This is a genomic window from Aporhodopirellula aestuarii (assembly GCF_023701485.1).
Taxonomy (GTDB): Bacteria; Planctomycetota; Planctomycetia; order Pirellulales; family Pirellulaceae; genus Rhodopirellula; species Rhodopirellula aestuarii.
The window spans coordinates 148,470-173,453 of sequence record NZ_JAMQBK010000060.1; the positions used below are offsets into that span (position 1 = coordinate 148,470).

Below are 24,984 nucleotides of genomic sequence, written 5' to 3' on the forward strand. Positions count from 1 at the left end.
GTTTGCTCTGCCGAGACTTAGGCGGCTTTGCGGGTTGTTTTGGTCGTCGATCGGGTCGCCTTAACTTCTTTAGCGACGGTCGGCTTCTCAACCTTGGTTTGCTTTTTGGCAGTTGCCGGAGTCTTGGCCGCGGTTGGAGTTGTCTTGGTGACAGCACCTTTCTTCGCGGTCGTAGTCTTCGCGGTCGTAGTCTTGGCGGTCGTAGTCTTGGCGGTCGTAGTCTTGGCGGTCGTAGTCTTGGCGGTCGTAGTCTTGGCGGTCGTAGTCTTCGCTTTGCCGGATTCCGCTTTCACCTTCGGGGCTTTCACTACCGCGTTAGCCTTGGAGGTGGTGGTTGCCTTGGACATGGTGGCTGTCTTCGCAGCCGGTGTTGTCTTGGCTTTGGGAGCCTTTGTGGCAGGGCTCTTTGGTGCTGCGTTTTTAGGTGCAACAGTGTTCTTCGACATTTTTGTTTCCTATCGAAACTTGACGAAATTTTTGAAGGCGAAGTGCCTCTGCGCAGGGAAATATCAGATCCGATATCAAAACGCAAAGAGCACTTGAGATTCAAAAAAACAAAATGTCAAAAATTGGTCTCTTCGCGACGCAGGACGACTCACTGTGGTTTGCCCGTCGCCGAGCGGCAATTACTTGTTGCTCGATTTTGCGGCCGCGCGGCGGCGTTTGGGTTGGTCGGCTAAGGTTTGTTTGGCAAGTTGGATAAAGCTGTCGGTCTGCTGCTGCCAAACCTGTTCGAGTTGTTTGACTTTCTCGGGCATGCGCGGCGCAAGGTTGTCCTGCTCGGCGCGATCCGACGTTAGGTCGTATAGCTCCCAAGGATCTCCTTCGGCAGCGACCAGTTTCCAGTCACCAACGCGTATCGCACGGTTGCCGTCGTGCAGCCACCACAGACTGTCTCGCCGGATCGTTTGATCCGTCGCGAATGCCGGCGTGAGGCTCTTGCCGGGTAGGTCTGGTATTTCCTCGCCGCCCAAGTGCGTGTGCTTCTCGATTCCAACGATTTCCAACACGGTGGGAACGATGTCGATGACGTGTGCCGGCGTATGACGTAACTCATTGGCAGACTGAATCCCTCGCGGCCAATGGGCAATCAGCGGAGTGCTAATGCCACCCTCATGCACCCAAGTTTTGTGGCGACGGTGGGGTGTATTGCAAGCACTTGAAAACCCTGGGCCAAGACACAGATAGGTGGCGGCGCTGCCCGGTGCGGCGCTCGGGTCATGACCACCGTGTCGAACCATGATTTCGGCGCTGGCACCGTTGTCAGACGCAAAAAGAATCAACGTATTGTCAAACGCGTTCATCGATTTGAGTTGATCGATGATACGACCAATCTCTTGGTCCATGCGATCGACCATCGCGGCGTGAATTGCCATCTTGGTCGCTTGGAATTGTTGCTGCGACTCGTTCAATTCGTTCCAGGGTAAGGGACGATTGACTTCGTCGGGTCCGAGCTTTTGCATCGCATCCGGAAATGCATAAGGCGGACCGAGATCGCGTTCGAGGGGTGAGAGTGTCGTTGTCGTGATCCCGAGTTCTTTCTGTCTCGCAAATCGAGTCGCCCGCATCGCGTCCCAGCCGTCGCGATAAGCGTCTTGGTACTTGGCGATGTCTTCGGGGAGCGCGTGCAAGGGGAAATGCGGGGCGATGAAGGCGACGTAGTGAAAGAAAGGCTTGTCGGCATGGTTCTCGGCGTGCTCCTGCAAACAACTGATCGCGTGGTCAGCGGTCGCGATGGTTGCGTAGTAACCTTCTTCATCCGTCGGAGCTTTCACCGGAACGTCATCAATCGAGTTGCCTTTCGAGGTGAAAAAGCTGCCTTGGTTTCGCATATCCAACGAGCGATCGAAACCAGCGTCGAGTACTTTTCCGTCGATGTGCCATTTGCCGCTGTGATAGCTGCGATAGCCAGCCGGTTGTAGATAATCGGGCAATAGCTTCGCCCAGCTTTGCCGCACGCCTTGACCACCACCACCGAGACCCGGCAGCGCATCGCGATGAATCTGTTGAGCGTAGTAGCCGGACAACAAGGCGCCGCGGGTCGGCCAACAGCGAGCGGTGTTGTAAAACTGTGTGAATCGCAGGCCCTGGTTGGCGAGCGAGTCAAGATTCGGAGTTTTGATCTCGCCGCCGTAGCAGCCGAGATCTGAGAACCCCATGTCATCAGCGAGAATGATCACGATATTGGGAGGCGAATCGCTCGGCGGAGACGCCGCAACGGCAACAGGACCAAAGGCAATCACCGTTACAAACACGGACGCGATGACGGACGTGGACTTCATGTTGTCAATCCGAGTAAGAGATCGAGTGGGAATCATTGACGGCTATCGTCATTTTAGCCGACGCTCGAATCGCATGCCTCCGTGGTGCACATCGTCTCGCAAATTTGGAAGGGACATGCAATTCACTTTTTACATCAAACTCATGATTCGTCTTGCGGCGTTGCAAAGACGACCGGATATGCGGGCTCTCGGGTTAGGTGCGCCATTGCCAAAATCAAGTGAGTGCAAATGATCGAGGCGTTGTGGCACGATGCGTTAGCGAGTGGATCGTGATGATTTCTCGCTGACGCATCGGGTGAGTAGAGCACCAGCCCGTTTGCCACGGTTCCAACATCGAACCGAGGCTTAATAGGAACCCGCTAATCAAGATTCATCAATTCGTCCTGGTTAGCGTCGTTGCTAGAAGTCCTCGTCGATGATTTCTTTGGAGGCACGAGATCCCAACGCCCCCCACAAGCCGAACGGGCTTTGGCTACCTGGCGTCTCAAGGTCCGTCCGCGATCCATGAATACCCACGTGCCCGCTGGCGCTATTACCTGCTTCGATAGAATCGGTAATGAACTTCACCGCGCCATCGGTCATCAATACATGGCACCCGCCCTGATGGCGACTGCTAGGAGGGCAGATGCCTTCATAGTGAACTGCGTTTCCGCCACGATTCATGCAGACGCCTCGGTTGGGCGGCAACACGGTATTCATGCCGCTGAAGAAGATCCGGCCATAAGCCCACTTATAGCCTCGTTTTTCTTCCGCGTTACCGCGCATCCTTGTGGCCCAGAATTGAGGACGATCTGCTTGCAAATTGTCACGTTCGCACCAAAGCGTTCGAAAGGTAATGTAAGTCAAAATGGCTCGCTCGGACGCGTGAGTTCGTTTGTCTTGATCTCCCAGGTCAGTGCAAATTTCACCCATGCAGATCGTATTCGCGAGGCCGTCGAGGATATCACGAAATTTCGTTTTTTGACGCGGTACAAACACTCCCCGCTGCGAGGCGCGAGTCTCGATTTGGGCGGTATCGTTCGTGCCGCCAGTATCATTGTGGGCACCTGAATGGCTGCGGCGCGCGGAATCGCCTAAGCAAACCACGTAATTGGTACGGCCCTGGCTAGGGAGTCCGACGCCGGGATCACTCGGACATCGCAATGACGGGATGTTCGTTAACCATGGCGCGTAAGGTCCTAAGGCACCGGTGTTGTGATTGTTGAGCGTCATTCGAGGGTTCGGACCCATCGGAGAAAAGCTAGCCGTCATACCCGGTGCGCGGTAGGGATTCGAAATTTGTTCCCAAAGCGCTTGTTGCTCAAGAAATGGCGTCAAGCCGACCAAGGCACTTAGTTCGAGTCGATTGTGTCCTGGGTTTAACAGCGGGGCGCCACCTGACGGGCTCGCAGTTGTACCACCCATATGCACCGGAAGTTGATGATAAGCAGAGTGATAATTGTGAATACTCAGCCCAAGCTGTTTGAAATTGTTACTGCAACTCATTCGACGAGCAGCCTCGCGCGCCGCTTGAACGGCTGGTAACAGCAATCCAACCAGTACACCAATGATCGCGATGACGACCAACAATTCGACAAGAGTAAAACCTGTGCTTCGACAATGTTTTTTCATGGTCAAGCCTTCGTATAGAAATGAAAAAAATCACTCACGTGAGTAATAAGAGTGGGCTTCGTTCTGCGAATAAATCATTCGCTACCTGGGTCACCGAGTTCTCGTAGTTCAGCTTCAATGTCAGCATTCGAGACGCCCGCGCTCGGATCCTCATCAAGAACCGTCATGTCATTGTCTCGGAGGTCAGGATTCGAATCGAGAAAACGCTCCAACTCGCCTTTATCCGGTGACGTGCTGGCACCGGATCCTCCGCAGCCAACAACGCTGAGGACCAGTAACGCAACAAAAATCGATTCATGTCTTCGGGGGAACTTTTTCATTTTTGCCTTTTTGGAAAACGGGAGTGTGTGGGAGAAACCACTCACGGATGAACAAGCCGAAAAAACGAAACCGAAGGAGACGGTAAGTTTTGAACCCCCTAACTCTGACTTATCGGAAACCTAATAACCTTAACAAAAGGAGACCGAAAACCGCACAAAAGTGCCAAAAGGTCATTAACACGCGTCCAGTGACGCTTCAGATTCCTGTCGTAGCGACGCGATGAGCAGCTTGCCATACGCGTGTCTCACTCCCACGATTCGGATCGACCGACGATCCCCCAATGTCCGAGCGACACCTGAACGTGGTGTGCGACTACGCGTCAGATGATCGAGGTCGCGCGGTTTTCAAGGCGGCTCCTTTTTCCCAGGAACGTTGATTGTTTTAGTGCCTTTTTTAGCGGAACGGCGCAAGCCGTCCGGTCCGGAGTCGCCAGACGGCTCGCGCCATTTCGCTAGATTTGAAATCCTTCAGCAATACAATCGACGTCCCAAGGGAAAGAAAAGCCGGTGAAAAGAGGTGTGGCTTAGCGGCGAGATTTGGAACAAGCCAAGGACCTCTCCACGAAATGCCACGAGGGGAGCCGGTCTGTTTTCCGGTTCCTATGAACCGAAACGTTTGCAAAACGGCACAACTTCGAGTGCCGGGAAAATGGCAACAGCCAGCATGTGGGAAACAAGCTCGGTCAGCGGAATTCAGTGGCTCGGCCATCTTTCGCAATGCGACGTGTTCACCTGGGTTGTTGGTTCGACAACCGCCACTGACGCGGTGCGGCTGATACGTTCAACAAGCCGCGACTGATATCGAGATCTACTTCGCCGATAGGCTTTAGATCAACTCGTCGAGTTGTTTGGTGAGGTCGGCGAAGTGATCGAGTGTTGTTTTGACCGCTTGTGGTTGGGTCATGTCCACGCCCGCTCCCTTGAGGAGATCAAGAGGATCTTGGCTGCACCCGCCGCGAAGGAAATTGAGGTAATCATTCAGTTCCGCTTCGCCGCCACCGAGTACCCTGCGGCTTAGCGCGACAGCGGCACTTAGACCGGTTGCATACTTGTAAACATAAAACGCACGGTAGAAGTGCGGGATCCGGAAACACTCGAGTTCCAACGCTTCGTCGACAACGAAATCGGGTCCGAAATACGCGTCGAGTAGTTCGCGATAAGTTGCCCGTAAGGAGGCGACCGTCAACGGCTCTCCTGCTTCGGCCATCTCATGTGTGCGTTTTTCGAATTCGGCGAACATGGTTTGACGAACGACGGTGGCTCGCAATCCGTCGAGTTCGTTGTTGATCAGGTAAGCGCGCTCGGTGTCATCGGTCGCCCGCTCAAGCAGGTGCGCGGTCAACAATTGTTCGTTGAAGGTGCTGGCGACTTCGGCGACAAAGATCGTGTAGTTATAGTATTGGAACGGTTGATGCGATGCCGAATACCAACTGTGCATCGAGTGTCCCGCTTCGTGGGCGAGCGTAAAGACGTCGTTGAGAACTTCTTCTTTGAAGTTCATCAGGATGAACGGGTCGCCATCGAACGATCCACAGCTGAACGCGCCGCTTTGTTTACCCCGGTTGGGATATCGATCCGACCAACGGCCCCGCAATCCGCTTTCGAGCGTGCCAACATATTCGCTGCCAAGCGGTGCGAGTGATTCCAAGATTACTTCGACGGCTTGGTCCCAGGTGTGATGTTTCTTGACGTCCGAAAGGATCGGCACGTAGGTGTCGTAGTGGTGAAGATCGGACAGGCCCATCTTGCGTCGGCGGACGTCGAGATAGTGGTGCACGGCGGGCAAGGAATCTCGCACCGCCGAAATCAAATTATCGTAAACCGTCGTCGGCATGTTGTCGGGGAACAGCGACGCTTCCAAACTGCTTTCGTAGTTGCGAGCCCGGGCGTAGTAAACGTCCCGCTGGATGCTGCCGGCGAGGGTCGCGGCGAGTGTGTTTCGGTGGTTGTCGAATACTTCGTAGTATTGATCAAACGCCGCTTTGCGGACTTCCCGTTTTGGGCTTTGTAGGAATTGGCTGAACGTCGCGTGCGAGAGTTCGATCGTTCGTCCGTGTTCGTCGGTGAGGTCACCAAACTTCAAGTCGGCATCGTTGAGTTGGCGAAAGGCGTTTCCTGCGGCGCCGGACATTTCGCCCTGCATGGCGAGCAGCCGCTCTTCGCGATCGGTGAGGGTATGCGGCCGATAACGCACGATCCGTTCGAGTTGCAATTTGAAATCGGCGAGTTTGGGATCAGCTAAAAACGCGTCCATCTTGTCGGCGTCGATGGCGAGCAGTTCGGGTCGCACGAAGCTGGCCGCCTGCGACGCTTTCATGACGAGGTTTTGAAACCGGAGCTTGCGTGCTTGATGATCGCTGTTGCCTTGGTCTTCGCTTGTTCGCAGGAACGCGTACGTTCCTAGTCGTTCGGCGAGCCGGTCAATTTCAAGGTCAAAGGTCAGGAACTCAAGCAGCGTGTCGACGCTTTCACCTAACCGGCCTTGATAGGTTTCGAACCGATCGATTTGGCTGGCGACTTTGTCGAAGTCTGCTTGCCAACCTTCTTCGGTTTCATAGAGGCTCGACAGGTCCCAGCAATCTGTGGCGGGCACTTCGCTTCGTAGAGGCAGTTTGGTCGTGGCGGTAGTCGCGGTCATCGTTGCAATCCATTGAAAAGAGGGTTGGGCTCAGTTGAGAGCTGAGCGACATTCGTGAGTGGTTAGTGAATCGAAAGTAGAAAATGGCGAACGTTAGTTTGGGATTCGCATCTTTTGGCGAATCGCAGTCACGATTTCTTGAGGAACGAACTTCGCCAGATGAGCATCGTCATCGCTGATCATCGCGATTTGCTTCAACAACGAACTGCTCACGTGAGCAAACCGTTCGTCCGCCATCAGGAACACTGTCTCGATTGCGGGATCGAGTTGGCGGTTGGCCATCAACATTGTGAATTCACCCGCAATGTCGGTCAGCGGGCGGATACCGCGAACCATCACACCGGCACCAAGAGATCGAACAAAGTCGACGGCGAGCGTATCGAACGTTTTCACGCGGACGTTGGGCAAATCGCGGGTGACCATCGACACCAATTCGACTCGTTCGTCGATGTCGAACAATGGCCGCTTGTCGGCGTTGATACCGATTCCGACGGTGAGCGAGTCGAAGATTTTGGAGGCTCGCTCGATGATATGTAAATGTCCCGACGTGATCGGGTCGAACGATCCGGTGTAGACCGCCGTTCGATGAGAGAGCCCGTCCGAGCCAACGGTTTTTTCGCCGGGGCGCACGTCGTTCGTGGATTCACGCAAGGGATCGGGTCCGTGTCTGGGTGGGGTTCAGGAGGAAATAAGATCTGCCAGTCGCTTAAGATCGACGTCGTCATTGTAGACGTGAACGCTGGCCCGTACGCCCCCGCCTCGGCAACTGACCACAACCCCATTTTCGATCGCGCGGGTGCGGAAGTCCGCGGGTGACTCTCCCGGTACTTCGAAAGTCACGATTCCGCTGCCGTGAATCTCGGGAGGATCGTTCTGGAAAAGCGGTTTTGCCCCTTTTTCGGTGATCAATTGGCGGAGCCGGGCGGCCCGCTCGAGCACGCGATCGCCGATCGCAGCGGGGCCGTGGATTCGGCCGACCTCGACAAACAATTCCAGAGACGAGGCAAACGCCATCAGTCCCGACATGTTCGCCGAACCGGTTTCGAACCGCCCCGCGTCGTCTCGCAGATCAAACGTCGCACCGGAAAACAGATGGGCGTTCCGCACGCTCGCCCATCCCACGTTTTCGCACCGCAGCGTTTCCAGATGCCGGCGACGGATTACTGCCACGCCAGCGCCCTCGGGTCCGAGCATCCATTTATGCCCGTCGGCGGAGAGGAAATCGACGTCACAGGTACTGAGATCGAGCGGATAGATTCCCATCCCTTGAATCGCATCCAAGAACACCAGCACGCCGCGGGCGTGGGCTTCGGTGACCAACGCATCCAAATCGATCCGAAATCCGCTCGCGTAGCCGACCCAACTGACGGCGATCATTTTCGTATTGTCGTCGATCGCCGCGATTAGATCGTCAACTTCGACACGGCCATCGCGGCGGGCAATCGTTTTGACTTCCACACCACGATCGGCGAGGTTGAGCCACGGGAATCGGTTACTCGGAAATTCGCCTTCGGGCAAAACCACGTTGTCGCCGTTTTGCCATGGGTAACCGTTGGCGACGATATTGATCCCCGCGGTCGTGTTGGGAACCAGCGCGACTTCGTCCTTGTCGCATTGAACCAGTTCGGCGGTTAAGCCGCGGAGCGTCTCGACTTTGGCTGACCACTCGAGCCAATGCACGTCACCACTCGTCGAGGCCATGTCGGTGAATTGCCGCAACGTTTCGGCAGCAGGTTGGCTGAGCGGCGCGACGGCGGAGTGATCGAAGTATGCCCAATTATTGGTGACAGGCATTTGATCTCGCCACCACGACCAGACTTCGTCGAGTTGTTTGGGACACGGGATCGATGTCAAAGATTCACTCACGACTTCGTTCCGATCATCATGCCCAATCCCGTGCGGCTGGCGGCGATGAAGGTGAATTGGATGTTTTCATAGCCCGCATCTTTCATTCGTTGTTCGGCGACGGGAAGCTCGGGAATCTCGCCTTTGTCGGTTTGAATTTCCATCCGCAACGCTTCGAGTGATTCGGCAAGCATCGGTTGATGCGGGCCGCGGAACGAATCGATCACGATCAAACGCCCACCGGTCTTGAGGCTCGCGAACGTGGTATCGAGCATCTGTCTGACTAGTGAGGCCGGAAACGCGTGCAACCGTTGAGCGATGACGATCATGTCATAGGTCGCATCTGGAAGGGTCACGCCGGGAACGTCGCCGACTCGCGTTTCGAATCGCTCCGATAAACCGATCGACGTTGCGGTGGTCGTTGCGGCGGCCAAGGCGGCTTGGTTGTCGATTGCGGTAACTCGCATCGCAGGCTCACGAAACGCCATCGCACAACTCCAGACCGCTGACCCGCAGCCGAAGTCGAGCAGCTCGATCGGTTCGCGTGTCGGCTCGGCCGAGGAGGCTTGGTTGTTTTCAACTTCTATGGGGTCGGGCGGGGTAGATCCCAGGTCGAGGATCTCGGCGACCTGCATCGCCGCAGGCGTATGAACCCACTGCGTCGCGGCGATCGCATCGAATCTCTTCTGCAATTGGCCGGTGATCGCAGAATCATTCGGTGTCGTTTCGTCGGCGGATGGGTCCGCTGGCGAACGACGCAGCGAGTCAGCGAGTCCGTTCCAAGTTGAGTCACCGAGATCCGCGTCGTACTGACAGAGCAACCGCGCGGTGGACGAGAGTGCGTAGTCTTCCTGGTACTGTTCGATGATTCCGACAGCGATCAATGACTGGATCAACATGAAGACGCGTGGTTGCGGAATTTTTAAGTTCTCAGCCAACGTCTCGACGGTCTTTTGCCCTTCGGCGAGTTGATCAAAAAGACCGATTTGTCGCGCCGCCCGCAGGATGTGCGAGGTCGCGTTGATCGTCATGAGCTCCTGATAGTGATCGAGCGTGCGATCTTGATTCGACATATTCTGTATGGGGTTGAGTGTGTGGTTAAGTTGCGATCAGGGAGCCGAGGGGGCGTTGCCGCTCGCTCACCATTCTTCGCCACGCAGGCGTGCGATTTCCATCGCGTCTTTGTCGCCGCGTCCCGACAGGCAAATCACGAGATGTTCTTTCTCGGACATGTCGGCTGCCAGTTCGATGGCTTTCGCGACCGCGTGAGCCGTCTCGAGTGCACACAGGATTCCTTCGGTGGTTGCCAGACGTTCGAACGCTTTCATCGCTTCGTCGTCGCGGCAGCCGATATAGTCGACCCGGTGCGTGTCTTTCCAGTAGCTGTGTTCGGGACCGACGCCGGGATAATCCAAACCAGCACTCATTGAGTGAACGTCGCAGGTTTGGCCGTCTTCGTCTTGCATCACGTAACTGTAGCTGCCGTGCAACACTCCGGGGCTCCCGTAGGACAATGGCGAGGCATGATCGCCAGCGGCGTTGGACCGTCCGCCCGCTTCGACGCCGACCATGCGGACGCCTTCATCTTCGACAAAGGGATAGAACATGCCGGCTGCGTTGGATCCGCCACCGACACAGGCCACCACGCAATCGGGCAACCGTTCGAATGAGTCACGGCATTGTTCGCGGGTTTCGCGACCGATCACGGATTGAAAATCGCGAACCATCATCGGGAACGGATGTGGGCCGATGACGCTGCCGATGATGTAGTGAGTGTCTTCGACCGAGGACATCCAATCCCGCATCGCCTCGTTAACGGCGTCACGCAGGGTTCGCGAACCGCTCTCGACAGGCGAGATGGTGGCCCCGAGCAGCTTCATGCTGAACACGTTTGGTTTTTGCCGACGGATGTCTTCGGCGCCCATGTAGATCGTGCACGGCAGTCCGAAGTGGGCACAGGCGGTGGCGCTGGCGACGCCGTGTTGTCCAGCACCGGTTTCGGCGATCACGCGGGTCTTGCCCATCCGCAACGTTAACAGTGCTTGGCCGATCGTGTTATTGATCTTGTGAGCGCCGGTGTGGTTGAGATCCTCTCGTTTGAGCCAGATCTGTGCACCGCCCACGCTATCGGACAACCGTTTCGCATGGTACAGCGGGCTGGGGCGACCGACGAATGTTTTCAACAAACCGCTGAGTTCTCGTTGAAACTCGGGATCCTTCTTGGCAGCTTCGTATTCTTCAGCGAGCTGGTCGAGGGCCCGGGTGAGGGTTTCGGGAACGAAGCGGCCACCGAAGTCGCCAAACCGGCCATTGGGATCGGGAACGTGGGCGGTCGCGGGAGTGTTATCCGAAGCGGACGAATCGGCAATACTCATCAAATCTCAGTCGGGTAAAAAGGGATGCACCGGGAACGAATGATTGTCACTGGAGAGGAAAACTTGGTCAACGCGACGCACGCTCGGATCTCGCGTTTTCAGCCTCAAACAATCATGGGGGTTGACTTCAGTGGCGCCGCACAGGCGGGTAAAAACGCTTGGATTGCGGAATTGCAGGTCAACGGTGGAGGCAAACGCTCGGCAGCCTCTCAACCGCTTAAACTCGTCGATCTGCAACCGCTCGGTCGGGCTGCGGGCGATCCGGGACGCAATATTGTGTGCAAATACCTGGCCGAAAAAATCCTCGACAGCCGGGGGGCGTTGTGGGGAATGGATTTCCCGTTCGGTTTGCCGATCGAACTCGGGCTGGGCGATTGGCCGGATCAGATCCGACACGTCACCGATTTCGATGGAGATGCTCAATCGTACGGCCGTCATCTGGTAAAAATCGCCCGCCGTCTCGGTGATTCGATGCACATCCGACGGGAAACGGATCGCGAGACCCGCACCCCGTTCGACTGTTATCACTACCGAATCATCTATCAAACGTTTCACGGAATGCGGGACGTCCTGGCCCGCATCGCCGGAAACGCACACACGCTCGTGATGCCGTTTGATAGTGATCGTTTGGACCGGGGAGAGTTGAAAGTGATGGACGTGCGGCGGATCGTGGTGGAGGCGTGTCCATCGTCAACGCTTTGGCGAATGTCTTTGCCACGCCAAAAATACAAACAATCAGGAGGAAAACCGCCGGATGAGGTTCGCCGCAAAAATCGTCGCGTGATCCTCACTGCGATTTCACGTGTCGTGGAGATGTCTGCGTATCGACGCAAAGTCATGATGGAAAATCCGGGCGGCGATGCCCTCGATGCGGTGATCGCCGCGGTGGGGGTGTGGTCCGCGTGGAATCGCGACGACCATTCGGAAATCGCTCGACATTCACGCTATCGACAAGAGGGCCGAGTCTATTGCTAGCTTTTGTTGATTGCCCGCCTTTTCTGAACTGATATTTTCTCATTCCAAATCCCAACACACTGATTGCCCATCCGAACACACTGGGAAGCTTGAACCATGTCACTCAAATCGATTTCCCTGGCCGAGGCTGAACGGATGAATTGGCCAACCTTCTCAGTGGCGGAATCTCGGGAAGTGGACCGAGCCGCGATCGAGCAATTCCATATCCCTGGCATCGACCTGATGCGAAACGCCGGCCGCGCCTGTGCGGATTGTTTGCTGGAGGAACTTCGTACCTCGGATCCGCCCACGATGATCCTCGCCGGGGCAGGCAATAATGGGGGCGACGGATACGTGATCGCGAAATGTCTCGCGGCGGCGGGTCGGCCCGTGTTTGTCGTTTCTGTCATCGACACCGGGAAGCTGCGCGGCGATGCCAAACAGAGTCACGACGATGCCGTCGACGCGGAAGTACCGATCGAAGTCGCCGGTCAGGCTCAGATCACGACGAGAATTGAGCAGCACGACGGCATGATCGTTGATTGTTTGTTGGGAACGGGTTCCAAAGGAGCCCCTCGGGAACCGTTTGCGGAAGCGATTCGGGCTGCCAATCGTCTTTTAGAAAGAGACCGAGATCGCGGGCGGAGGGTTGCGATCGATATCCCCTCAGGCCTCGATGGCGACACCGGCGAACCCTTCGATCCGACCTTCCGAGCCGATTTGACGCTCACCTTTGTCGCCCCCAAGACGGGCATGAAAAATCCGAAGGCCGCAGCATATTTGGGTGAGTTGGAAGTGATCGATATCGGAATCCCGGATGAGTTAAAACGGCAATTGCGTCTCCCCGGATAGCCATCCGATCGGATACTGCTAGGCTGTTCACAGAGACCATTCTCACTCCACCAAATCCGTCCAATCGCTACTTTCTCACCGCGTTACCAAACACAGAAATCGTTCAAGTGGATAGCGTTCGCAAACTCGTCGAAAACCACGAACTTCATTCTCTCGGCAAATGGATTTTGCTGGCGTCCTTGGTGGGGTTGGTCTCTGGCGTCGGTGCGATTTTGTTTGATGTGGTTGGTCAAAGTGTGACGCGATTCACGCTCACGCAATTTGCGGGGTACACACCGCTCGAGGCCGCCGGAGAGCATGCGCGTTTCGATCACGTGCCCAACTCGCTCTCGCCATGGCTACTCGTCGCCGTGATGACGATCGGTGGACTCATTTCGGGAGTCATTGTCTACACGTTCGCTCCTGAAGCGGAAGGTCACGGGACGGACGCAGCGATCGATTCGTTTCACAACAAGCGGGGCAAGATGCGGGCCCGCGTGCCCTTGATTAAGACGATCACGTCCGCGATCACGCTCGGTACCGGTGGTTCCGGCGGCCGGGAAGGACCGATCGCCCAAATCGGTGCCGGTTTCGGATCGTGGCTCGGCACGACGATGAAACTATCCAACCGCGAACGCCGCATCATGTTGGCGGCGGGCATGGGTGCGGGGATTGGTGCGATCTTCCGCGCACCGTTGGCCGGTGCTGTTTTCGCGGCCGAGATTCTGTACAGCGACGCGGACTTAGAGGCGGACGTGTTGGTGCCCGCTGCTGCCGCGTCGGTCGTCGCTTACAGCGTTTACGTTCAATCCCTACCACCGGATATTCGATTCATCCCGATCTTTGGAGCGGCCCTCCAACACAATTTCGTTTCACCGTTGGAACTGATCGCGTACGTCGTGTTGGCGATCGTTTTGGTGATCGTCGGGATGGCTTATGTGAATGCGTTCTACGGAACTCAGAAACTGTTTCATCAACTGCCGATCGTGCCTCACGTCAAGCCAGCGATCGGGGCGGCCATGGCCGGATTGATTGGCATCGGACTGCTGAAACTCTACGATAACAACCACGCCGTGTTGGGGGTGCTTGGAACCGGATATGGAACGCTCCAAATCGCCGTTACTTCGGCGACACAGCTCGGCATTCCTCTGTTGATTACCGTCGCGATTGCGAAAGTCGTGACGACTTCGCTGACGATCGGTTCAGGCGGCTCGGGCGGTGTGTTCGGTCCGTCGATGGTGATCGGTGGCTGCTCCGGTGCAGCGGTTGGTTTGACGTTTCAGATGTTTTTCCCCGACATCGTTACGGAACCCGAAGCGTTCGCGGTCGTCGGCATGGCCGGATTTTTCGCCGGGATCGCGAGGGCACCGATTTCCACGATCATCATGGTGCGTGCGTTGACGGGCGACTATGGCTTGTTGTTGCCGACGATGCTGGTGTCGACCTCGACATTCGTGATGAGCCATAACGTTCGCCTGTATCGGAAACAAGTTCCAACCCGCATGGATTCAATGGCCCATCGCGGCGATTTTATTGTGGATGTGCTCGAAGGGTTGCAGGTCAAAGACATCTACCAGCGGGATCGCAAGGTCACCATGATTCCCGAAGGGATGACGGTCGAAGATATCGTGCACCGATTGGCGTACAGCAACCAGCACTATTTCCCCGTCGTGAATGCCGATCAGAAGATGGTGGGAATCTTCAGTGACAACGATGTTCGCGCGTATCTCTACGACGAGAGCCTATGGAAATTAGCTGTCGCTCGCGACGTGATGACGGACAATTTCATGTCGGTTGCCCCAGATGACGATCTCAACACCGCGCTGCTCCGTTTCACCTCTCACGACCTCGATGAGTTACCGGTTATCGATCACACGCGACCGGGAGTCTTGCTCGGTATGCTCCGCCGCCGCGAAACAATCGCAGCCTACAATCAGCGAGTGATGGAACTCAAACGAGAGTCCAAAGAAGAAGAAGACGTCCACGTTTCATAGGATCAAAGCCCACCTATAACGAAAAAGCGACCGCCCAGAAAAGACTAGGCGGTCGCTTTGTGACAATTTACCTTGGTGGGGAAATGGTCTCGACTCAGTGGATTAGTACCGGGTCGTGTACTGGAAGTAGAAGAAGTCGGCGTCAAAGTCTCCGTTTAACATCGTAGGAGGAGTCGTCGTCTTGTAGTAGTCGCCTCCCGCGAAGTGCGAGTACCCGAACAACACGTTGTTGCGAGGATTGAGGTTGATGTTGAACAAAACATCGATTTCACTACCCAGATCTTTCGACGCAGCGGCAGTGGTCGTGTTGTAAGGTGTCATGACAACACTGTATGGCGTGGTTGCTTGATCGAGCCGGAAGTAGTGATACCAGAGAATCAACGATACCTTTTTGTGCAACGGTGTCACCGACAACACGTTGAAGTCGTGTAGGTTTCGGCGACCGAACAAATCCATGAAACCGTTGTATTTGTGTGCGAGTGGATAGAGGTGATCGTATCCACCGTCAGCACGACCGACTTCGTTGAAGTCTTCTTCTCCCGAAGCCCAATCGTAGTAGAGCCACACGGTAGGACTGAGGTGCTTGGTTTCAATCTTACGTCCCAGTCCGGCGGTGATGAATCCGGCGCTGTGGTCGTCGGGAGTTTCGTTCTCGCCAAACTGGTACGCACCTTCGAATTCATACAACATACCACCGTTGGTCTTGCCGCTGATGCGGCTGCCCGTTGTCTGATAGCTGTATCCGACATTGCGATCGTCGGAACCGAGCCAGTAGGCGTCCACATTACCGAGAACCGTGTTTTTGCGAGTCGCGTAGGCACCGTAGAATTGGATGTCGTAGTCTGCTTCGTCGGCATCGTCCGGTTGCACGGGGACGTAGCCTGTCCAGAACGCATCAATCGAGGTGTCGCCGTTTTGGTAGATGCCTCGAATGCCTTCGAACGTGCGGCGGGTGTTGGCCCAGTCCAACGGCGATACGGTTCGTTGTGCACCAAACAGTAATTCTTGGCGACCGACGCGAGTAATCAGTTTGCCGTGATCACCATCGTACAACTTGACGTCGACGAAAAGGTTGAGGATATCGGCGTCTTGCTCTTCAATGGGACGAGGTGCGAAGGTTTCGCCCATCGATTCGGCGTTGAGGATTTCACCGTAGACGCGGATGTCGTCGCATACGTCCCAATCGGCGTAGAGACGCGTCCGTGAGAGCCAGAAATTATCGTCACGGCCGGTGATTCCGACGCCGCGGTGATTCCGTTCGTTATGATATCGATAGCGGGTTTCCCCACCGAGATCCAGTCGACCAAACGGCGTACTGAGATTCTTGAAGTTGTCCGAGAAATACGTTGGACCGTTGTAATAGGGATCGTTCAGATACGAAAAATTATTCGCGTAGAACACGCCGGCATAGGCCGCCTTCATTTTTGCAGTGGCAGCCTCCTGTTTCTTCGCACCACCGGCGGCGTAGCAATTGCACGCGGGCTGGGAATCGTACGTGGGCATCGGCTGCTCCACGTAGTACGATTCCGCCATCGGAACGGGCTCTGCTACCGCTTGTTCAACGGGTGCGTCGACAACGGGTGCGTCTTCTACACCCGCAGTTTGTAAGATGACCGTCTGAAGTCCATTTTCGCTGATCTCTTGTGCCTGAATGGCGTTGGTTGAGAATCCGACGAATGCCATGGACGACAACGCGGCGAAAATCATTCGCCTGCGGCGGCTGGTTGAAGAGACCATCAATTGAGTTCCTTCCCTGCAATGGGGTATTTAAGGCGATGAATCGACCTCGCCGCCTATGAAAACATGGGACCGATTTGTTGGTTTGGGGGTGCCTAAACCGGTCCCTGTTCTGTCGAGGTTATTTAAGGGGGGCGCAATGATTTTGGTGAAAAGCGTTGCTATCCATTCAATCGCTTGGCCTACGACACCACGTATCGACTTCATAAACATCAGCGGTGTTCCAAAAGCATGCGACAACTATGAATTTTCGCGTCTACTGGGATGCGAAATCGCGTGATACGAAAGAATCCGCAAAGTCACTCAGCGACAGAGAGAATCTGTAGCGATTGCGGGGAGTGTTCGACTGAGCTTTCGAATGCCGAATTGTCGGTATTTCTTCAGTGACTGCTCAAAGTGATCGAAACAGGCGTTGTCTGAGTGCTTCAGCCGCGAGCGAATGTGAAGGAGACGAGAGCGATCACGGCACCCCCGTGGCCGCTCAGGCAACGGCATTAACGCGAGTGCGTTATCTAACCTAAAACGCCGCGTTGCTCGAACCGGAGGGCTCGCTAAAAAGCGTCGCGGAACGGGGCGAGCCCTCTGGTCTTACCCCCATTTTTAATGCTGATAGAGCACTAGTTTGGTTTCCCCAAATCCGATCCAGCGTTCCAGCTGTTCCCATTGCCCCGTTCAAAGCAAATGGATGTTGAGGTAATCGAGATAGAACGACCCATTCAAAATGGACGCTTTGGCCTTCTAAGCACGTAGGCTGGAGTTTTTCGGTATATCGGTCCTTTGATGCTAACCATGGTTCCTACGTTCAACCAACGCTATCACAGGATTGCCAAGAATTTGTTCTGGACAAGACGTGTCGCTATCGCTTTTGCATTTAGCTGGATCCCGTATCTCGCCAATGGTTAGTCACGACAGTGACGAGATCCAAAAGCCACGAACGTGAGTCCGTGGTTTTGGAAAACAAAGCGAAGCAAGTCGCAACGCGACGACACATGACACGGTTGTGCGTACGAATGAACCACCGGGAGCGGAACCTGTCATCGCTTCGCGACTTGGTGTAAGCGGGGAGCGACGTCGTCCCCGGACTCGCGTCCGAGGCTTTCACCTGCCGTCGCTATCGCGACAAGGAATAAAACATTACTGGCGTGGCGTTGTCTTTCCACGTCTTCACAACCATTTAGCAGTCCAGGATAACGCCCAAATGGCTCATGGGATTTTGCCCAATTAATCCTGCCTACCTGCTTAGCAAGACAACTCGGTCGTCTGACTCGCACCAACCGTCTGCGCCGGAGATTGGCAAATTGAGACTAGCCGCTCAGGCCAGGATAACGTTGCTGCAGTTCACCTCGAGCTTGGGCGGCCCGATCCGGTTTGCCAACCTTGTTCCATAGGTCCGCCAACTTCTTGAGCGCCTCGGCATGCTCGGAGGCATGCATCGAGTACATCAATTGGGTATGGAGATAAGCCAACAACGCTCCCTCATCATCTCCTAGCGCCGCGTAACTTGCGCCTTGCGCGTTGTAGATTGTTGCTGCGGTTTGTGTGTCAGTCGGGTTTAAGTTGGCGATCAATTCATTCACCATTTTGATCGCTTCGCCACCTTCACCTTGCTTCGCCGCGATGACGGCGATAGCCGCTTTGGCCAGCGTCTGCAGCCGTTTCTCTTCGGCACTGTTGGGTTTCAGGCCCGCGACTTTGGCCAAGTCGGATTTTGCGTCATCAAGATCACCTTGTTCCATCTTGACCATACCCGTCTGGTAGACGGATTCGATTTGCAGGCTTCGAGAGGGCGCGTTGCGTAGATACCCATAAAATTGAGCCGCTTTTTCATAATTCCCTAACGCTTTGGCAAGGTCACCGAGCAGTCTCATCGCCGGATAGAAGTGCCACGAATCGGAATTGCTTCTCGCAAATTCGACAGCATCTGCGGTCGACTTGTTGAGATCACCCTGCCCCGATAACGCCAACTCACCCTGCGAAAGAACGAGGTAGAACTGCGCGTCGGCTTTCATGAAATCGCGTGGCAGTTTAGCAATATCAATTTGTTTGAGTTCGTCAAAGGCCTGATCGTATTGGCCGTCCATCACGAGTTCACGGGCGCGGGTGAGTTCCGGTGGATCGCCTTGGAAAAGCAAACGGCGAACGTCGCTCGATGGAAACGATTGATCTTTACCGCCTGCCGTGATCACGATCTCATTCTTGCTAATCGTTTTAACTTTGCCGATCACCGCCTCGCCATCAGTGGGATAGAGTCGGTCGGTTTGGGCGTGCACCACTCCCGAAAGAACAAGGGTTGCCAATAGCGTGGAAGCGATGAGACTGCGAGTTGAGAAACGGATCATGGATAATTGTTTCGTGTGTTGTTTCGATTTGTTTGACATTGTTTAACGGCTGACGCACTCCACCTGACAGATTATCCGGGTGCCGCCGCAGGTGCCGCCGCGGGTGCGGCTGGTTTCGGAGCTGGAGGTAGCCCGTCGGGCGCGTCACCCAGTTGCACCTGAATTTTTTTCAATAGCGCATTGAACTTCCGATACATTTCGGCTCCTCCCATATCCGGATAGAGCGCCGCGAGACTCGTGATGTCCCGGGCGGCTTGTTGAGTGATCTTCTTGTCGCCCGCTGCCTGTCCTTGTTCGAAACGGCACAACGCAACGTGGTAACGTGCCGTGAAGAACCGCTCACGGAATGCCGGATTGCGTTGGGTCATCTGGCTGATTTTCCCCCATCCCCAGATGACCCCTTTTTTCCCGCCACCCAGAGCGGCGCTGTAAGCACTCGCCTTGAACTTCGGATTTAGTGTCGCCGCCCATTGTTCGTAGGCGAGAGCACCTTCTTCTTGTGCATCGATCATTGTGGGTTTCTTAGTCAGGATGTCGCGGAATTCATTCAGTGCCGCGGAATACTCGCCCTGCAATCTCAACGACTTACCCAACATGAATGGAATCGAATCCGACGCATCAGGCTTATTCTTAAGCGTCTTGAACGTAGCGACCGCTGTTTCGAGAAGCTCGGCTGCTTGACCTTCGGCTTTGACTTGACCGGGTTGCATCGCCGACTCGGCCATCCCCAACATCGTTTGACCGACCCATAACAACGTGATGTCGTCTTGGGCGATTGAGGAGATCCGCGACAGAAAGATGTTAAACGCGTCGATCAGTTGTTCCTGGCGAGCGGGAGGCGCACTCTTGATTTGTTCTTGGATGTCCGCGGCCAACATGCGAAAGGTGTCAATCAGTTTTTTCTTGCCGGTCTCGTCCGTCGCCGTCTTTTGAAGTTTGTCGATCGAATCGGAAGCCCGCTTGAGGAGCTTTTCTTGATCGCCGGACGAGGACGTCATTTGACCAACGACGGCCTGCAGTTCGGTACGATAAAGATCGAACAAGAAATCATCTGACGGCGCATCGAGCTTTTTCAATACTGTGATCGCTCCATACTTTGGATGATCGAGAGCTCTTACCGCCTCAACCGGTTTGTCTTGTTTGAGGCGAACCTTTGCGAGGACAACCGCCGCCTTCATGGCTTCTTCGCCGACCAATCCGCCTGAGATCTGTTCGAGTCCCAAGGTCAGTTCATTGGCCGCGATTGGCAATATTTTGTCTGCCTCCTCTGGCTTGTTTTCACGTCGCAATTTGAGTGAATCGTTCCAGTAGAGTTGGCCGAGCAAACGGCGGAACTTCGCCTGTTCCGGACCGCTGGGCATCGCATCGATAAGTCGTTTGGCTTCGGAAAGATCGCCCTGTTCCATCGCCATCACGATCGAGATTCCTTGCGCGGACGCGGCCTTGGGGTTGTCCGGCCATTTTTCGACAAGGAAGTCACCGAGCGATTTGATTTGGTTGACCCAGTAGTCGTTTCCCGTGCCTTCGGAGGAAATGATTTGTTGGGCTGAGTTCAACGCAATCAGTCCGCCACTCAATCCCGTTTCGGTCCCGGGAGCGAAATGGGCGAGAAAATTGCCAACCACAAAGCTGTCTCGGTAGTTCTTTTCTTGCAGCAACAGAAAAGCAAGAAATTGACGTGCCTCGTTGATCGGAACGGATTCGGTTTCCGCGTGGATCATCGACAAGCCGCGGCGAAGGATCACGATTCCGGTTTGGCGGGCGGAGGTGATCGAGTCTTCCAACGATTTAACTTGCTCGCCTGTTCCACCTTGCTTCTTCAGCATCTCGAGTTGTTCGGAGAGCGTTTGGACCGTTTGAAAAATCTGCCGCGCCGATGCGAGCGCCTCGTCAAAACTATTGGGATCTTCCGCCGTCGGCATCTCCGCAACCGCTTCGGTAGCGGAAGCATCGATACCGACCTCAGCGAGCAATTCGATCACGGCGTCAGCGTGGGTGCCCGGAATTTTTTTTGCCTGTAAGAGCAATTTTCGTGCGTCAGAAACGGCGCGTTTTCGCTCGTTGGGTTTTGTGTTTTTCTCGTCTTTGTTTTTGGCCAGATAAGCTCTCGCGAGGGCAACCCGTAAATCCTGAGCGACTTGGGTCCTTTCCTCATTGGGTCGCAGAGTGCGTTCGAGCGGTTCGGCAATTTTGATCGCTTCGGCGTAGTCGTTCTTTTCATCAGTGAGGATCAAGTCGACCAATCCGGTCGCGGCGCCGAACTTCGCATCTCGGAGTTCATTGACCTCCGCTTGTTCGAGCATGCGTGAGAAACTGTCGTAGGCTTGATCGCGTTTGCCGAGTGTTTTTTCGACGCGGCCGCGGGAGTAAAACGCGGTCGCGCCTTGCACGTAGGACTCGTATTTTTCACTCAGATCGGTGTAAATCTGAAGTGCTTCGTTCAATTGCTTGGTGGCATCTTTGGCGGGATCCTTAAACGTCTCGGCGGACATCAAGCGGGCCTCACCCGCGTTGTGCTGGGCCATCAAGAATTCAAACCGATACTGGTCACGCAATGCCGCTTTGTCGGGATCTTTTGTGGGATCGATTTTCGCCCCCTGCATTTCTTTCAGCGTCGATTTGAGTTCTTCGATGATGTTGTCGAAGGTATCCGCCGCCGCTTGGTAGAGTTCGCGTGCCTTGCGACGATCCGTATCATCGACGTCTCCAATCATGAACTGGGACGCCCGAAACATCCTCAATTTTCCTAATTGGGATCGGGCTTCGGAGGCTCGCTCGTTGTTGGGATGATTCTTGAGAAACGATTGCAGTTCCTTTTCGGCGTTTGCAAACAGTTCATCCCGTTGGTCAACCGAGCGAGCTGCGACGGCTGAGTCGATGTACGTTTGGGCCTTCTCGAGAGGCACGGTCGTTAGGTATGCCGAGTCGACACCGGGGTATTCCTCCAACCGGTTCAGATAGGCGAGCGCCATGTCGTAGTAACCGACCGACCTTAATTGGTTGACGAAGTCGGCCGCCGGTTCACCTTCGGCGCGCGCGATCGATCCTCCAATGAAATTGCCAAGAATCAGCACTGCCACGACGGGCCAAGTCGCCCCCCCTGTTGATGGTAGCGAGGTCGCGGACGACTTTAAGCGAGCCAATAAATGCGATGGCGGCATAGGGAGCTATTGCTGGAGAGGTAATTCGACGAATTGTCGCCATGACGTCGGCATGTTGAGCGACACTCCTCTAGGGTAAAGTGCGGGTAACGGACTAGCAACCTTTTCGACGGTTTGTTGGTCGACAGTTTGCCAATACAGTGGTACGCGTTCTCAAACTTCCGTGGCTAATTTGCGATGCGAATCCCCAGTCAACTTCACGGCGAATCTCTCTACGGTAGGACGTCCTCCCGTCGAAAAGCTCCTTCCGCCGGCCAATCGTGGCGACGTGTTCTACGATTAACCATCGTGTTGGCACTCGTTGTCGTGGTCATGCGGCAGGCGTCTCGACCCGGAGTCTATCACGTCTTTTTCCCCGAAACCGCTCGGCAAGTTGCGGTCGCTTCTGCGGGGCCGGCGACGGCGACGAACCAGCCCCCAGGCCAAGCACCTGGTCGCGGTCAAACGGTGATCGCCTCAGACGAGGGTGATTCTTCAGCGAACCGATCGGATCGCGGCCCGGAAGAATGGACGTCACAAAAGCGGGGTCAATTCGAGGAGTGGCGGGACACCAAGTCGGACGATGAATTGACAACTCTCCTGTCGCAATGGTTACGTGGCGATGACATCGACGTTGATGAAGACGACCTCGTTCTCGAATCCGAACGCGATGAATCCTTCTTGGCGTTGGCGGTTCAGCAGCGATTGATCGAATCGGCGAAAGACGGCACGGTGTGGAGGGCAGCCGATGGGCCTGCGTTGTTGACGACTCTTGCGATGCACCGAGTTGACGGGGGGCGGCTGGAATCGCTGATGCGGTATCGACCGGTCGCCACGGTTGCTGGCGTGCTGCCCCTGCTTCAACAGCCGGAGGTTTATCGCGGTCGTAGTTTGATCGGGCGCGGCGAATTGGTGCGAATCGAGAAGGTGGCGGCACCGGAGAACCCCTACCAATTGCAGCACTACTGGAACCTGTGGCTGATGCCGCTTGATGCCAGCCGCCGACCGTGGCTCGTCATTGTCGCTGACCTCCCCAAGGAGTTCGACGGCTTGGTTTCAGATTCCGATCAAGGCTCGCCGGACGCCGAGCCGGAAGCTGTTAAGCAGTCCTTTTCGATCACTTCGCCGCGTCCGATCGTCGAGGTGCACGGCGAATTTGTAAAGCGATTGTCTTACCAATCCGAAGCCGGTGCTGAGCTGACGCCCGTGATCGTCGGCCACCTCGCCTCATTCCTGGCCAACGGGAACCCGATCATTACTAGAGCGATTCTTGCGGCGGACCCAAGCCGGAGCGAGCAAACTGACCAAGACGACGATATTCCGATGTGGTGGATCGTCGTGGGGTCAGTCGTGATCGGTTTACTGTTTTCGTCTTGGGTGATGTGGCGGACCGCCGTCCTGAATCGGCAACTTCGAGAGCGACGTGCTCGCAAGGACGTCGTCTTGAGTTTCATGATTGCGGTCGGATCGCTGATCGCGACATCACCATTGTCGGCGCAGTCGTTGATGGACCTCTTACCCGGCTACGACCCGCAGCGGTTGGACAGTATTGCCGAAGAGGCACGACCGGACGTCAGCAACCCACGACTCAACGCCGATGAGATCGCCAAGGTCGTGTTTCGAATCGATCGGCTGAGTGACGCCGTTTTGCGGGAGCGGCTGGCAAAGTCCGCGTCGTCGCCATCAGTTGGTGATGCTGTCAGGGTCGACGATGTGATTGTCGAATCACAGTCGATTCCGGTTAGTACCACCCTCCAAGAGTACCTCAACCTCGATCGCATTGAGATCATTCAGTTGTCTCCGATCAATGGCGTGCCTCGAATTCTTGTTTCGCGATCTTTACCGGATGAAGCGGTCCCAGGTGATCATCTCTCTGGTGTTGCTGTGCGAATTCGAAACCCGGCATCGAACGAGACGCTCGCCATGATCGTCGATGTGGCAGGGCGTTTACGGTGGACCCCGAAGCAGCCCGAGTCTCCCGCCGACGAAGTGCTCTCGCTCCAAGGCGTTGACCTGAGCCGACTGGCCGAAGTCAATGAGTTGGATCGAGAACCTCTATCGGAATCGGATTCGGCGGTTTTCTATCCGATGATTGGTGCGGCCGGCGTCGTCTCAGGCGACGCCCCAAAAAACGAAAAGCTGCGAAACGCGATCCAGCGAATGAAAGCGACCGTGATCGACGCATCCCCGGTAGACCTACTTCAAAATCCAGGCGGTTTCATCGGTGATTGGATTCGGCTTGACGTCGAAACCGTACGAATTACACGCGTGGCTGTCGAAACCGAACAGCGACGCCGCGAGATCGGCGGCGACCACTACTATGAGATTGACGCGATCGGTGATCTCGGTGCCGTGCAATTACAGATCGAGGTGCCTGATCGCGAACCGGTGGTGATGGAGAATCGTTATCCGGTCACAATCGTGATGGCAACGTTACCGGATTTCCTGCGCACCGACACTGATGGGTCCGAACAACTCGTGTCGACCTTCAATCGCGCCATCCGGGTCGAAGGATTCTTCTACCGGCTCTGGAGCTATGAGTCGGACTTCATGCAACAGCATGGCGGGAAGCAATTTGCGCCACTGATCGTTGCCGGAGTGATCACGGACCTGCGTCCCACCTCCGACGATCCGATGGGCGTTCAGATGATCGGCCAAATTGCAGCGGTCGCTGTCATCGCAGCCCTATTGGGCGCAATCGCGTTCCACTTCATTACACGACGTGGCGATCAAGAATCGAGAAAGCGACGATATTGATTCTGTCGGCGATCTGATGCCCATTAGGGCTGCACCATTACAGTGCGGATGATGTGTCGAGTGGATGGACCTGAACCAGCTTGACATTTGATGTAGCCAACGTCGCCAGACGGTGGACCACGTTCTGGCGAACCTAGGCTACCTATCAAGACGACGTCTTT

16 protein-coding genes are annotated in these 24,984 nt (G+C 55.4%); 4 read left to right on the forward strand and 12 right to left on the reverse strand.

All coding sequences use genetic code 11. The features are described 5' to 3' along the window. Positions 1–17: 17 nt before the first annotated feature. From NB063_RS21205 to trpB, 9 genes are all read right to left on the reverse strand, one after another. Positions 18–446, reverse strand: coding sequence for a hypothetical protein (locus tag NB063_RS21205; RefSeq protein WP_250930766.1), 429 nt, complete (start codon positions 444–446; stop codon positions 18–20). 180 nt (positions 447–626) lie between these two features. Next, a complete protein-coding gene (locus NB063_RS21210) occupies positions 627–2,282 on the reverse strand; it encodes an arylsulfatase (RefSeq protein WP_250930767.1) in 1,656 nt (551 codons plus the stop codon). Positions 2,283–2,681: 399 nt separating this feature from the next. After that, positions 2,682–3,893, reverse strand: a complete 1,212-nt coding sequence (locus NB063_RS21215) for a DUF1559 domain-containing protein (RefSeq protein ID WP_250930768.1) — start codon at positions 3,891–3,893, stop codon at positions 2,682–2,684. Between the two features lie 74 nt (positions 3,894–3,967). Then, positions 3,968–4,213 carry a hypothetical protein gene (locus tag NB063_RS21220; RefSeq protein ID WP_250930769.1) on the reverse strand — a complete coding sequence of 82 codons (246 nt, stop codon included), beginning with the start codon at positions 4,211–4,213 and terminating at the stop codon, positions 3,968–3,970. Positions 4,214–5,039: 826 nt separating this feature from the next. Continuing rightward, positions 5,040–6,851, reverse strand: a complete 1,812-nt coding sequence (pepF, locus tag NB063_RS21225; protein ID WP_250930770.1) for an oligoendopeptidase F — start codon at positions 6,849–6,851, stop codon at positions 5,040–5,042. Between the two features lie 93 nt (positions 6,852–6,944). Beyond that, the gene (coaD, locus tag NB063_RS21230) at positions 6,945–7,481 is read right to left on the reverse strand and encodes a pantetheine-phosphate adenylyltransferase (RefSeq protein WP_250931172.1); all 537 of its coding nucleotides are present in this window, start codon (positions 7,479–7,481) and stop codon (positions 6,945–6,947) included. 48 nt (positions 7,482–7,529) lie between these two features. Continuing rightward, the gene (locus NB063_RS21235) at positions 7,530–8,645 is read right to left on the reverse strand and encodes an aminotransferase class V-fold PLP-dependent enzyme (RefSeq protein WP_261367522.1); all 1,116 of its coding nucleotides are present in this window, start codon (positions 8,643–8,645) and stop codon (positions 7,530–7,532) included. 68 nt (positions 8,646–8,713) lie between these two features. Next, a complete protein-coding gene (locus NB063_RS21240) occupies positions 8,714–9,769 on the reverse strand; it encodes a methyltransferase domain-containing protein (protein ID WP_250930772.1) in 1,056 nt (351 codons plus the stop codon). A gap of 66 nt (positions 9,770–9,835) precedes the next feature. Beyond that, positions 9,836–11,071, reverse strand: coding sequence for a tryptophan synthase subunit beta (gene trpB, locus NB063_RS21245; RefSeq protein ID WP_250930773.1), 1,236 nt, complete (start codon positions 11,069–11,071; stop codon positions 9,836–9,838). Between the two features lie 39 nt (positions 11,072–11,110). On the opposite strand from trpB, the gene NB063_RS21250 reads away from it, so the two are divergent. The 3 genes from NB063_RS21250 to NB063_RS21260 all read left to right on the forward strand — a co-directional run bounded on the left by NB063_RS21250 (position 11,111) and on the right by NB063_RS21260 (position 14,850). Beyond that, the gene (locus NB063_RS21250) at positions 11,111–12,046 is read left to right on the forward strand and encodes a DUF429 domain-containing protein (RefSeq protein WP_250930774.1); all 936 of its coding nucleotides are present in this window, start codon (positions 11,111–11,113) and stop codon (positions 12,044–12,046) included. 96 nt (positions 12,047–12,142) lie between these two features. Further along, positions 12,143–12,877, forward strand: a complete 735-nt coding sequence (locus NB063_RS21255; RefSeq protein WP_250930775.1) for an NAD(P)H-hydrate epimerase — start codon at positions 12,143–12,145, stop codon at positions 12,875–12,877. 107 nt (positions 12,878–12,984) lie between these two features. Then, positions 12,985–14,850, forward strand: a complete 1,866-nt coding sequence (locus tag NB063_RS21260; RefSeq protein ID WP_250930776.1) for a chloride channel protein — start codon at positions 12,985–12,987, stop codon at positions 14,848–14,850. Positions 14,851–14,952: 102 nt separating this feature from the next. Here NB063_RS21260 and NB063_RS21265 read toward each other — a convergent pair whose 3' ends face one another. The 3 genes from NB063_RS21265 to NB063_RS21275 all read right to left on the reverse strand — a co-directional run bounded on the left by NB063_RS21265 (position 14,953) and on the right by NB063_RS21275 (position 22,087). Further along, entirely contained in the window at positions 14,953–16,587 is a 1,635-nt protein-coding gene (locus tag NB063_RS21265) for an alginate export family protein (protein ID WP_250930777.1), read from the reverse strand. A gap of 1,304 nt (positions 16,588–17,891) precedes the next feature. After that, on the reverse strand, positions 17,892–18,926 hold the full coding sequence (locus NB063_RS21270) for a tetratricopeptide repeat protein (RefSeq protein WP_250930778.1): 1,035 nt from the start codon (positions 18,924–18,926) through the stop codon (positions 17,892–17,894). A 71-nt stretch (positions 18,927–18,997) separates the two neighbouring features. Further along, positions 18,998–22,087, reverse strand: a complete 3,090-nt coding sequence (locus tag NB063_RS21275; protein WP_250930779.1) for a hypothetical protein — start codon at positions 22,085–22,087, stop codon at positions 18,998–19,000. Positions 22,088–22,264: 177 nt separating this feature from the next. Here NB063_RS21275 and NB063_RS21280 point away from each other — a divergent pair, with 177 nt between their 5' ends. Then, positions 22,265–24,823 carry a hypothetical protein gene (locus tag NB063_RS21280; RefSeq protein WP_250930781.1) on the forward strand — a complete coding sequence of 853 codons (2,559 nt, stop codon included), beginning with the start codon at positions 22,265–22,267 and terminating at the stop codon, positions 24,821–24,823. The last annotated feature ends 161 nt before the right edge of the window (positions 24,824–24,984 follow it).